This window comes from Amycolatopsis circi (assembly GCF_003385235.1).
GTDB lineage: Bacteria > Actinomycetota > Actinomycetes > Mycobacteriales > Pseudonocardiaceae > Amycolatopsis > Amycolatopsis circi.
The window spans coordinates 37,710-49,769 of the sequence record NZ_PQIA01000062.1 but is presented as its reverse complement, the minus strand read 5'-3'; the positions used below and the strand labels follow the sequence as shown (position 1 = coordinate 49,769).

11 protein-coding genes are annotated in these 12,060 nt (G+C 71.6%); 7 read left to right on the top strand and 4 right to left on the bottom strand.

The annotated features are described in order from the left end of the window. The 4 genes from D0D37_RS24965 to D0D37_RS24950 all read left to right on the top strand — a co-directional run. The coding region (locus D0D37_RS24965; protein WP_116202997.1) for a TIGR04222 domain-containing membrane protein at positions 1-560 on the top strand (560 nt) is incomplete at its 5' end. Then, the gene (locus tag D0D37_RS24960) at positions 553-1,356 is read left to right on the top strand and encodes an MbnB/TglH/ChrH family RiPP precursor modification enzyme (protein WP_162834457.1); all 804 of its coding nucleotides are present in this window, start codon (positions 553-555) and stop codon (positions 1,354-1,356) included. The genes D0D37_RS24965 and D0D37_RS24960, both read left to right, overlap by 8 nt. Continuing rightward, positions 1,353-1,679, top strand: coding sequence for an SCO6045 C-terminal-like domain-containing protein (locus D0D37_RS24955; protein WP_116202989.1), 327 nt, complete (start codon positions 1,353-1,355; stop codon positions 1,677-1,679). Before D0D37_RS24960 ends, D0D37_RS24955 begins: the two co-directional genes overlap by 4 nt. 101 nt (positions 1,680-1,780) lie before the next feature. Continuing rightward, positions 1,781-2,560, top strand: coding sequence for a TIGR04222 domain-containing membrane protein (locus D0D37_RS24950; protein WP_116202988.1), 780 nt, complete (start codon positions 1,781-1,783; stop codon positions 2,558-2,560). Between the two features lie 900 nt (positions 2,561-3,460). Here D0D37_RS24950 and D0D37_RS24945 read toward each other — a convergent pair. From D0D37_RS24945 to hemE, 4 genes are read right to left on the bottom strand one after another with little or no spacing between them, the layout of a single operon-like run. Next, the gene (locus tag D0D37_RS24945; RefSeq protein ID WP_116202987.1) at positions 3,461-4,828 is read right to left on the bottom strand and encodes a CoA transferase; all 1,368 of its coding nucleotides are present in this window, start codon (positions 4,826-4,828) and stop codon (positions 3,461-3,463) included. 6 nt (positions 4,829-4,834) lie between these two features. Beyond that, positions 4,835-5,527, bottom strand: coding sequence for a hydrogen peroxide-dependent heme synthase (gene hemQ, locus D0D37_RS24940; RefSeq protein WP_116202986.1), 693 nt, complete (start codon positions 5,525-5,527; stop codon positions 4,835-4,837). 46 nt (positions 5,528-5,573) lie between these two features. Further along, complete coding sequence (hemG, locus tag D0D37_RS24935; RefSeq protein ID WP_116202985.1) at positions 5,574-6,983, bottom strand: protoporphyrinogen oxidase; 1,410 nt, start codon at positions 6,981-6,983, stop codon at positions 5,574-5,576. Continuing rightward, positions 6,980-8,062: a uroporphyrinogen decarboxylase gene (gene hemE / locus D0D37_RS24930; RefSeq protein ID WP_116202984.1), complete on the bottom strand. Its 1,083-nt coding sequence runs from the start codon at positions 8,060-8,062 to the stop codon at positions 6,980-6,982. The genes hemG and hemE overlap by 4 nt, the downstream gene beginning before the upstream one ends. 621 nt (positions 8,063-8,683) lie before the next feature. Between hemE and D0D37_RS24925 the strand changes: the two genes are divergently transcribed. From D0D37_RS24925 to D0D37_RS24915, 3 genes are all read left to right on the top strand, one after another. Beyond that, positions 8,684-9,247: a DUF3000 domain-containing protein gene (locus tag D0D37_RS24925; RefSeq protein ID WP_162834456.1), complete on the top strand. Its 564-nt coding sequence runs from the start codon at positions 8,684-8,686 to the stop codon at positions 9,245-9,247. 672 nt (positions 9,248-9,919) lie between these two features. Beyond that, complete coding sequence (locus D0D37_RS24920) at positions 9,920-10,636, top strand: response regulator transcription factor (RefSeq protein WP_033291604.1); 717 nt, start codon at positions 9,920-9,922, stop codon at positions 10,634-10,636. A gap of 71 nt (positions 10,637-10,707) precedes the next feature. Further along, on the top strand, positions 10,708-11,982 hold the full coding sequence (locus D0D37_RS24915; RefSeq protein WP_116202982.1) for a ribonuclease D: 1,275 nt from the start codon (positions 10,708-10,710) through the stop codon (positions 11,980-11,982). Positions 11,983-12,060: the final 78 nt, after the last annotated feature.

The following is a 12,060-nucleotide window of genomic DNA, read 5'->3' as shown; positions in this document are numbered from 1 at the left end:
GCCCGGTTGAGCAGGCGGTCTATGCGGCCGTGCGGAACCGGCCCCGGACGACTGCGACGCTACGCACGGCTGAGGCGGTCTCCGAGCCGGTGCGGGACATCGGGAACGACCTCCGTCAGCGCGGTCTGGTCGCGGTCGCTTCCGCCCGCTTCGCGACGGGCGTGGTTCTCGTCTACGCCGCCCTGCTCCTGGTCGGTCTGGTGCGCTGGGCGAACGGCTCCGCACTGCACCGGCCGACAGCCGGGCTGACGGTGCTGCTGGCGGTCACCGCGATTCTCGTCGTACTGGCGGTGACCAGCCGTAAGCGACCGAAGGTCAGTCTGACCAAGGCAGGGCGCGCGATGGTCGCCGCGGTGCGCACGGACCCGTCGGCACAGCGGGCCCAGGCCGGCGCACTGCTCGTCGGTGCTGCTTCCCTGGTCGCGCTGGGCGGGTTCGCACAGTATCCAGACCATGCGACAAGCTTGGCGCTGAAGAGCGGCGCGGGAAGTTCGTCCGGCGGCGGGTCGTCCTGCGGCGGTGGCGGCGGATGCGGAGGCGGAGGTGGGTGCGGTGGCTGACCGGTTGGGGATCGGCATCGGCTGGCGGCCGGAACTGGACCTGTCGATCGCGCGGCTGCCGGGCGTCGACTGGGTCGAGGTGGTCGCGGAGAACCTGCACGCCCCGCATCTCCCGGAAAGCCTGCTGGCGCTGAAGAATCGCGGGATGCCGGTGCTGCCGCACGCGGTGTCGCTGTCGCTGGGCGGGGCCGAGCCGCTGGACACCGCGCGAGTGGAGCATCTGGCCGAACTGGCCCGGGTTCTCGACGCGCCGTTGGCCAGCGACCACGTGTGCTTCGTCCGCGCGGGCGGGCTCGATTCCGGGCACCTGATGCCGCTGCCGCGCACGCGCGAGGCACTGGACGTGCTGGTGGACAACGTCCGGCTCGCTCAGTCCATTGTGGACGTACCGCTGGCGCTGGAGAACATCGCCACGCTGCTGGAATGGCCGGAAAGCGAGCTGTCCGAGGAACAATTCCTCACCGAGCTGACCGAACGGACCGGCTGCCTGCTGATCATCGACGTCGCGAACCTGTACGCGAACGCGCGCAACGTGGGCACCGATCCGGTGGCGTTCCTCGACGGGATCCCGTGGGAACGGCTGGCCTACGTGCACATGGCGGGCGGCGTGGAGCGCGGCGGGGTTTACCACGACACACACGCGCATCCGGTGCTGCCGGAGGTGCTGGATCTGCTCGCCGAACTGCGTCGGCGCACGGATCCGCCGGGCGTTCTCCTGGAGCGCGACGACGACTACCCCACCGATTCCGAACTCGCTGCCGAACTGGTCGCGTTGCGGACCGCGGTGACGCGGTGAGCCGGGAAGAGCTGGCGGCCCGGCAGGCTGCGTTGCTGGACAGCCTGTTGACCGGGTCCGCGGCCCCGTCCGGCTTCGATGCCTCGCGGTTGCGCATCGAGGCCGACGTGCTGCTCGCCAAGCGGCGGCGGCTGGTGGCGTACCTGCGCCCGGATCTGCCTGAGACGTTGGGCTCGCGGTATCGGCCGCTGTTCGACGCCTACGCCGCGGAGCGTCCTAAGACGACTTCGATTCGGGCGCGCGAGTATGCCGACGCGTTTGCGGAGTGGCTCGTCGCCCGCGGTGACCTGCCCAAACCCCGGCGCAGGTGGTTTCGGCGCTGAGCCTGTTCCGGTTTTGTCGGTGGTGCTGGTTACGCTGACGACATGTCCGGTTACGGCGGTGTTATCCGATCTCCGCCGGGCCGGGAGGGAGGGAACCTGTCGTGAACGGATTCTGGGCTGCGGTGAGCCCGATCTATCTGGTCTATGCGGCCACCGTCGTCGGAGTGTTGAGCATTCTGGCCATGGGCAAGGACAAGCTGGCGAAGCGAGCGTCCGCGCCGGAGTCGGCGGCCGTGCCGCGCGATGTGTACGACGTCGCGTACCTGGCGGACGGACGGCTTCGGGTGGTCGAGACCGCGATCGCGGCGCTGCTTGCGCGCAGGCAGTTGCAGGTCGGGCCGCAAGGCGAGATCGTCTCTGCTGGGCCGCAACCGGCTTCGTCACCGATCGAACAAGCCGTGCACCAGGCGGCTGGTCGCGGGCTTCTCCCGTCGTGGGTCGCGCGTTCCTCGGCGGTGAAGCCGGTGATCGGGAGGCTCGAAACCGATCTGGTTCAACGGCAGCTAGTCAGTCAGCGCAGGCCGTTGACAGGCCTCGGGTACACGCTGACCGCGATCGCTGCGGTCCTGCTGGCGGCCGGAGTGGCTCGGCTGGTCTACGACGTCGGCCGGTCTCACCTGAATGTCATGGTGCTGCTTGTTTTCGGCGAGGTCGGATTGACGCTCTGGCTCTGTCTGATGGGCAGTCAGCGGATCACCAAGAGGTTCGACCAACGGACGGTGGCTTCGCTGCCGCCTACGACCGCTGGGGCGACGGTGCTCGCGCAGGCCGAGCAACAGGCCGCTGCGGGTCGCGTTTCAGGACCGGCTGAACTCGTCGCGTTGGGTGGATTGGCGGCTTATCCGGACAAGCGGGTCGCGGGAGGGCTTATGCCGATTTAGCCGCGGTGTCGGGAGCGGTGTTGGCTGGCGGGGTTCCCGAGGCTGGCTGTGCTCATGGGACCGGCGCGCTTACGTGGGTGGTGCGGGTACCGCGACGCTCTCAGACTGGGCGTTCACGGACTGACTGCACTCACGGACGGGCGGTGCCTACGCGGGGCTCGCGTGACTGGCGGCACCCACACCAGACCGGTGCGACGGGCGTTGTGCTGGCTGCGCTCACCGGACTGGCTCACACACGAGACCGGCACGGCACTCTTGGGGCTGGTGGCGTGCAGGCGTGACCGGCACGGTGCCCTCTCGGCAGGCAGCGCTCACAGGACCGACGGCACCCACACAAGACCGGCGCAGCACCGCCGAGGCGGGCGGCCCGCACGCGTAACCGGCACAGCGCCCGCTCGGACGGGACCGTGGATCGGCGCGGCGCTGCCGAGGCTGCTGGCGGCACGCGCGCGTGACCAGCACAGCACCTGCTCCGCTGGCAGCGCTCACGGGACCGACGGTGCGCACACGAGACCGGTGCGGCGCCTCCGAGGCTGGCGGCACGCGCGCGTGACCAGCACGGCACCCGCTGGGCTGACAACGCTTACGAGACCGACGGCACCCACACGAGATCGGGGCAGCACTCCCGAGGCTGGCGGCGCGCACGCGCAACCGGCACAGCGCCGCTCCGCTGACAGCGCTTACGGAACCGACGGTGCCCAAGCCCGACCAGCGCGGCACTCCCGAGGCTGGCGGCGCGGACGCGTGACCGGTACGGCAGCCGCTGGGCTGGCCGTGCCCACAGGACCGACAGCCCACGCCAGACCGGCACGGCTGTCACGAGGCTGGCGGCGCACGTGAGACCGGCGCAGCACGGCGGATCCGCGCGCGATCGGCGCGGCCCCACCGGACTCGCGGCGATTACGAGACTGGCTGCGGCACGATCGGCGACCACACCGCCGTGTCCGCGCCAGGCTGGTGCGACGGGTGGTCCCAGTGCGGCGGCGCGCCCGGCAGCTCACCGGCCATCCGCACCCGGGTCATCTGGCCGAAGTCGCTGTCGACGGTCTCGAGCACGTCCGCGTAGTCCACTTCGGACGGTTCCGGATCCTTGCGGCCCAAGGAATCCAGCCACCGTCCAGTGCCGGCGAGGGAAAGCCGGGCGTGCCAGCTGCCGCCGTCGGTGACGGTGCGGCGGATGGCCGTCATGATCGCGGCGGCGGTCAGCCAACCGGTGGCGTGGTCCAAGGCCTGCGCGGGCAGCGGTGCCGGAGCGTCGGTGGCGTACTCCTCGGCGATGCCGGACGACATCTGCACGAGGCTGTCGAAGCCGCGGCGGCGGGCCCACGGGCCGGTCCAGCCGTATGCCGAGACGTCCGCTACCACGAGACCGGGGCGCAGTTCGGCGAGTTCTTCCGGGCCGAAGCCGATCCGGGCCAGCGCGCCGGGGCGGAAGGTCTGGAGCAGGACGTCCGCGCGGGCGATGAGCTTCTTCAGCTTCGCGCGGCCGCCCTCGGTGTCGAGTGCGACGAACGCGGAGCGTTTGCCCTGGCCGGTGTCCATCGTCAACACCGGGATTCGCGGCAGGTGCGCGGCTCCGACGTGCAGCACGTTCGCGCCGTGCGCGGCCAGCACGCGGCCGGCGACCGGTCCGGCGAGCACGTGCGTCAGCTCCAGCACGCGGACGCCGCCCATCGGGCGGTCCGAGTCGAACAGGGTGCGTTTCGGCGCGTCCCCGATTCGGTTCAGCTCGACCAGCGGCAAACCCGCGACGGCCTGGCCTTGCGGGTGCGCCAGCCAGTCCTCGCGCGAGCGCATCAACGCGGCCGCGCCGCCCGCGGTCACCACGGCGGATTCGACCTCTGCCATGGATTTCGCGGCCACGGTCTTGGTTACCGCGTCGCGGTTCGCCGGAACGCCGAGCGCCCAGCAGACCGCCGCCTCGTGCCGGGAGGTGTTGCAGTGCAGCTTGATCCAGCCGTCGGCGGCGCGGTAGTCGCCCGCGATGCGGCCCCACGGGCTCGGCGCGGGCTCGCCGTCGATGCGCAGCAACTGCTCGCTGCGGAACGCGGCCGCGGCATGACGGGTGTCGACCGACACCGTGCCGGGATCGATGCCGCGCAGCCGCAGCAGTTCACCGGCGGACAGTGTGGCCGCGGCGATGCTCGCGGCCGCCATGGCGGGGACCCGGAAGTGCCCGGGCAGCACGGATTCGTCGCCGGTCAAGGACACGGCGGGCAGCGGTTCCCCGGCGAGCGACTGCCAGGCCCCGGCGAGTACGTCCTGCACCGGCGGTTACGGCAGAGCCGCGACGAGTTCGGCGGGCGGCACCTTCGTGCCGGTGTAGAACGGGACCTCGACGCGCACGTGACGACGGGCCTCGGTGTTCCGCAGGTGCCGCATCAGGTCGACGATCCGGTGCAGTTCGTCGGCCTCGAAGGCGAGGATCCACTCGTAGTCGCCGAGCGCGAACGACGCGACGGTGTTGGCGCGCACGTCCGGGTAGTCCCGCGCCTCCTTGCCGTGGTCGGCCAGCATCTTGCGACGGTCCTCGTCGGGCAGCAGGTACCAGTCGTAGGACCGGACGAACGGGTACACGCAGATGTATTTGCGCGCCTCCTCGCCGGCCAGGAACGCGGGCACGTGGCTCTTGTTGAACTCGGCGGGGCGGTGCAGCGCGGTCTGGCTCCAGACCGGCGTGGACGCGCGGCCGAGGGGCGTGCGCCGGAACCCGGTGTAGGCGGCCTGGACCTGTTCGATCTCCTCGGCGTGCCACCAGATCATGTAGTCCGCGTCCGCCCGGAGGCCGGACACGTCGTACACGCCGCGGACGACGACGCCCTTGGCCTCGAGCCCGTCGAGGTACTCGGCCGTCTCGCGGCCCGCGGCGCCGCGGTCCTCCCCCAACTTCCCCGGTTCGATCCGGAAGACCGACCACGTGGTGTAGCGGATCGTGTCGTTGAGTTCGTTGTAATTCAGCCGCGCCATGACTCCATCCTGGCACTCCTCGCACGGCGTTCGCCATGGGGCTCCGTCACACGAAGAGCTGCTCCGCGATCCGGCGGGCGGCGGCATCGGCCGTGGCCACGCAGGCTGGCAGCCCGACGCCGTGCAGCGTGGCGCCCGCCACGGCCAAGCCTGGAACGTCCGCCACTGCCGTCTCGATCCGCGTGACCCGCTCCAGGTGCCCGGTGCCGTATTGCGGGAGGCCGCCGCCCCAGCGCGTCACCAAGGTGTCGATCGGCGTCGCGGTGACGCCGGCGAGCCGGGCCAGATCCGCGCGGACTGCCGCGACCAGCGCGTCGTCGTCGCCGTTCAACGCGCCGGGCTCGCCGAACCGGCCGACCGAACCGCGCACCAGCACCGGTCCGGCACCGCCGAAGTGAGCCCACTTGTTCGACGAGAACGTGAACGCCTTGGACGCGTACGGCACGCCTTCCGCGTCCCGCTCCCCCGCGCCGATGAGGATTCCGGACGCATCGGGCAGCTCGGTGCCCGGCGGGAACGCGAAGGCCACCACCGCCATCGACGCCAGTTCGACCTCGCCGAACGCGGTGGAAGCCGCCGGAACGACGCCGTCGAGCAGCTTCCGCGCGGACAGGGCGGGCACCGCGAGCAGCACCGCGTCCGCGTCCACGGGGCTGTCGTCGGGCGCGTGCGCTGGGGCTGCGGCTCCAAACTCCAGACGCCAGCCGGTCGGGGTCCGTGTCAGCGCGCGGACCGTCGATGAAGTGCGCAGCTCAGCCCCGGAAAGCTCCAGCAGCCGGTCGAGCAAGCCCCGCAAGCCGCCGGTGAGACTGCCGAAAACCGGTGCGGTGCCTGGGGTTTTCGGCAGCAGCGACGAAGCGGCCTCGGTGAGCGAACCTGCGCCGCCCTCGATTGCGTTGGCCAGGCCGGGCATCGTCGCGCGGAGGCCAAGGCCGTCGGCTCCGCCCGCGTACACGCCGCCGAGCAGCGGGTCGACCAGCCGGTCCACCAGCTCGTCCCCGAACCGCGTGCGCAGCAACGGCCCGAGCGGCACGTCGCCGTCGCCCAGCTCGACCGGGCCGAGCGAACGTTCCTTCTCGACCGCGTGCCGGCCGTCGTCGGACAGCACGCCTGCGACCGATTCAGCGGACGCCGGGACTCCCATCACGGTCCCCGGTGGCAGGCTCTGCACCGAACCGCCCGCGTGGATTTTGGCGCGTGCCTTAGTCGGATGCACCAGGCGATCGGCGAGGCCGACCTCCTCGACGAGCGAAACCATCTCGGGCCGCCGGGCGAGGAACGCTTCGGCTCCGACGTCGTAGCTGACTCCGCCGACCTCCGCCGTGCGCAGCTTCCCGCCGGTCGCGGCCGTGCTCTCGAAAACGGTGATCGTCACCCGGTCGCCGAGCAGCCGGCGCAGCCGGTACGCCGCGGCCAGCCCGGAGATCCCGCCGCCGACGACCGCGACGTGCTTCACAGCGAGTGCACCAGGTCGACGACGCGCTTCAGCACCTCCGGGTCGACGCTCGGCAGCACGCCGTGGCCGAGGTTGAACACGTGCCCGCGAGCCGCGCGGCCCTCCTCGACGATCCGGCGCACCTCGGCCTCCAAGACCGGCCACGACGCGTACAGCAGCGCCGGGTCGAGGTTGCCCTGCACCGACACCTTGCCGCCGAGCCGGTGGACCGCGACGTCGAGCGGAATCCGCCAGTCAACGCCGACCACGTCCGCGCCGGCTTCGCGCATCGCGCCGAGCAGCTCGCCGGTGCCGACGCCGAAGTGGATCCGCGGCACGTCGTACTCCCCGGCCACCGCCAATACCCGGGCCGAATGCGGCAGCACGAACTCGCGGTAGTCGCGCTCGGACAGCGCACCGGCCCACGAGTCGAACAGCTGCACCGCGTCGACGCCCGCGTCGAGCTGGGCGCGCAGGAACGTGGCGGCGATGTCGGCGAGACGCGCGGCGAGGTCGTGCCAGACCTCGGGCTGCGAGTGCATCAGGGCTTTGGTGTGCTCGTGGTTGCGGCTCGGGCCGCCCTCGATCAGGTAGCTGGCCAGCGTGAACGGCGCTCCGGCGAACCCGATCAGCGGCGTCTCGCCGAGCCGGTCGACCAGCAGCCGGACGCCGTCGGCGACCTTGACGACCTGCTCGAGTTCGAGCTTCGGCAGCGCGCGCACCGCGTCCGCGTCGCGGATCGGCGAGGCCACGACCGGGCCGGTGCCCGGAACGATGTCGATGTCGAGGCCGGCCGCCTTGAGCGGGACCACGATGTCGCTGAACAGGATCGCCGCGTCGACGCCGAGCCTGCGGACCGGCTGCATCGTGATCTCGGCGAGCATCTCCGGGTCGAAGCACGCGTCGAGCATCGGCACGCCCTCGCGCAGCGCGCGGTACTCCGGCAGCGAACGACCGGCCTGGCGCATGAACCACACCGGGACGTGCGCGGGCCGCTCCCCGCGCGCGGCGGCGAGGAAAGCCGAGCCGGGCAGGGCGCGACGGGGCGAAACGGACGGGGCGCCGACGGGCGCGGACGAAACCTGAGGCACGACCCCCATGGTCCCACGCGGGTCCGACAGTCCCGGGCCGCCCCGTGCCCAACGAGCCCCGCCGCCGCTGCCGACGACCGCGCCTGCCGATGGATCCCGCACGCCTCGGCACCGGATTTGGCATCGCTCGCCTGGCGCGAATGCCGTATTCGTTGCGCATTACGGACCCAGCGTGGCATTGGGTTCTTCCCTGCCCCGCGGAGGTCCGTGAAGGGCTCCTTGAGGGAATCTGATTCCCTCAAGGAGCCCTTCACGGACTTTCGCAGTGCCGCGCCAGGTCCATCGGCTAGCGGGCCGCGCGGCCCAGCCCGGTGCTCCGCATCGCCGCCGCAGAGCCGCATACAGCTGCTGCTGAGAAGACACCAATGCGGCGTTGGGTGCGTGCGACGCAACCAAATCGGTGTTGAGGACGTCCTCAACACCGACACACCACGGCCAGCCCGGCCGCCGCCCTGCGCGCCCAGCCACGCTCGCCGCGCAGGACCCCGCCGAAGCAGCGGCGGGACCGAGCCGGGAACGGGCACGGCGAGAGAGGCGGAGGGGCAGCCGGAGCCGTTCCCGGGGTCGCGGCTGGGTCTCGCTCGGCGCGCCTGCGTCCGCAACTGGGCGTCGCCGCCCTACAGTCGGTGCGTGACCGCGATGACGCCAGTGCCCGATCTCTTCCGCGAAGCCGTCGCGGCGCTGCAAGCCGTCCGGCCGCGCCCGGAGATCCGCCTGGAGACGATGCGCGCGCCGCAGCGGCTCGCGCCGTGGTCGTACGCGTTGAGCTGCGAGGTCTCCGGGCCCGCCGACGTCGAGGCGTCCGGCAGGCTGGTCCTGCTGCACGACCCGGACGGCCAAGAGGGCTGGGACGGCGTGCTGCGGCTGGTCATGTACGTGCGCGCCGAACTCGACCGCGAACTCGCCACGGACCCGTTCCTGCCCGCGGTCGGCTGGTCGTGGCTCACCGACGCGCTGGAGGCCTCCGGCGCGTCGTGGAAGGCGCTCGGCGGCACCGTCACGGAGACGTCCTCGGCCCGGTTCGGCGACATCTCCGGCCCGGCTCGCACCGACGACCTCGAACTGCGGGCCTCCTGGACCCCGACCGACGCCGCGCTCGGCCCGCACGGGCTCGCGTTCTGCCAGGTAATGGCGAGCGTCGTGGGGCTCCCGCCGGTGGGCGTCACGCTGTTCGAGCAGCGGCAGAGTTCCTGATTTCCTAAGTTCACCCGGTCGGGCAGCCTCTTCGCGGGGCTTGCACGCGCACGAACGCGCCTTCCCGGGCGGTTCCGGGCCCTCCCAGCGCTCCGCCGGGGTCTTCCGCGGGGCTTCCGGACGCCCGCGGCCGACCGTCCATCGTGGACCGCGACGGCCGCTGCTCCGGATGCCGCACGTTCGTGGCCGGGCGCGATCACAGCCAGTGAACCCCCGGTAACCTGCTCCGACGCGGTTTCCGGCCCCTTTCGGACGCCTCCGCCGAGCCCTCAGCGGCCTGGCGGCCCGCGCGGCAAAACGTGAAAGAAAATGATCTTGCCCCGGCCGAGGCGCATTTCCGAGTCCGGACCGCCGGGGCGGCGGCCCCGCCGCGGCAGCACCCGCAGGTGCACGGGCCATCTGCACGCCCGTTTCGATGCCGGTAACTGAGGTGCATCGCGGCCCGGTCGTCAGTTGTTAACAAGACTCCGATCGTTAGTCCGATCGTGTTACAACGACCTCGTTGAGTGACGAACTGTTTCGGATAGATACCCATTCGATCCCCCCGCAACGGCGTCCGGACGGCTACAGTGCCTGGGACGACACCACTTTCGGTCTAAAGCTGGCGCGGCTGAACGGCCGAAGGTCCCGGTGCCGGTCGGGGGGCACGACCGACTCCAGGGAGGTAGTGACGTGGCTACCGTCGGCTTATCTCAGGCCGTCCGATCCACGCCAGCCGGTGCTTTGCCGGCGAGCATGGTTCCGCACCCGCGGGAAGAGCTTTTTTCCGTGTTGGTGGTCGATGACCACCCGCTGTTGAGGGAGGCAATCGCAGCACGACTCGCACAAATGGGTGCGGGCACTGTCCACGAGGCCGCCACGGTGGCCGAGGCGAGGGCGCGAGCACAGGCCACCGGCCCGTGCGATCTGGCGATCCTCGATCTCGGACTGCCGGACGGCAGCGGCATCGAGCTGGTTACGGAACTCCGTAGCCACGGCTGGCCGCGCGTGGTGGTCCTGGCATCCTCCGACGACCCGTACGCGGTGCGCTCCGCGTTCCAGGCCGGAGCTCAGGCGTACCTGCTGAAGTCGGCGTCGCCGGTGGTGGTCACCGACGGCGTGCGCCGGGTTCTCGAAGGCGGCGTTTACGCCGACCCGAGCGTGGCCCCGGTCCTGGCGACCGGCACGCGAGTGGCGGGCACCGACAACACCCCGCGCGAGCTGTCGGCTCGCGAGGTGGAGGTGCTCCAGCTCGTCGCGGACGGGCAGTCGAACAAGGAGATCGGGGAGGAGCTTTCCCTCTCCGCGCTCACCGTCAAGTCCCACCTGTCCCGCATCGGGCGCAAGCTCGGCACGGGCGACCGGGCGCAGATGGTCGCGCTGGCGATGCGAGCCGGCGTGATCCGCTGACGACGACGAACCACGTCCCTGCGGGGCGGGCGGACCAGGCGCGGTCCGCTCGTCCCGTAGGGTCGTCGGACATGGGAACTGCACAGGCGGACGGAGCCCGGACCGGAGACGAGACCACCGAGAACTCCGGGGTCTCCGCAACGCCGGTGCTGCTCCGCGAACCGGCCGAAGGCACCCCGCCGGTGGTGGTCGATCCCGACGCGCTCGCCGAGGCGTGCGCGCGGCTCGCCGCGGGCACCGGCGCCGTCGCCGTCGACACCGAACGGGCGTCGGGCTACCGGTACTGGCCCAAGGCCTATCTCGTCCAGCTGCGCCGCGAAGGTTCCGGCACGGTGCTGATCGACCCGATCGCGCTCGCCGACGACCTCGCCCCGCTGCGGGACGTCCTCAACGACACCGAATGGGTGCTGCACGCCGCGTCCCAGGATCTGCCGTGCCTGGCGGAACTGGACCTGCGTCCGCGGTCGCTGTTCGACACCGAACTGGCCGGACGGCTGGCCGGGTACGAACGCGTCGCGCTCGGCACGCTCGTGGAGCTGCTGCTCGGGTACACGCTCGAAAAAGGGCACAGCGCCGCGGACTGGTCGAAGCGTCCGCTGCCGATCGACTGGCTCAACTACGCGGCTCTCGACGTCGAGCTGCTCAACGAACTGCGCGCGAAGCTCGAAACCGAGCTGGCGGCGCAGGGCAAGCTGGAGTGGGCGCAGCAGGAGTTCGAGGCTGTGCGCACCGCTCCCCCGCCCGCGCCGCGCGCCGAACCGTGGCGGCGGACGTCCGGGGTGCACAAGATCCGCAGCCCGCGCGGCCTCGCCGCGGTGCGGGAGATGTGGCAGGCCCGCGACGAACTGGCCCGCAAACGCGACCGCGCGCCGAGCCGGATCCTGCCGGACAGCGCGATCGTCAACGCGGTGACCTCGGACCCGAAGACGGTCGAGGAACTGCAGGCGCTGCCGGTGTTCAGCGGGCGCGTGCAGCGCAAATACACGGCCAGCTGGCTGCGGCACCTGCAGGCAGCCAAGGCGCTGCCGGCGAGCGAACTGCCGAGCCCGAGCCAGTCCAACGACGGTCCGCCGCCGGTGAACCGCTGGGCCGACAAGGATCCCGACGCCGCTGCCCGGCTCGCCGCCGCGCGGGCCGCCCTGGCCGCGATCGCGGAGGAGCGCAAGCTGCCGGTGGAGAACCTGCTGCTGCCGGATCTGGTCCGGCGCACCTGCTGGCGTCCTCCGGCCGACCTCTCGGAGGACTCGGTCGGGGACGCGTTGCGGGCGGGCGGGGCACGGCCGTGGCAGGTGGAGCTGACGGTGGCGGCGCTGAGCAAGGCGTTGCACAGCACGGCTGCTGAATGACGAGCTGCGTGGTTTAGACCTCTAGTTGAGGTTTAGACCTTCGGCCGCGAGCCGCAAGGTGAAGCCCGCGACTGCCTG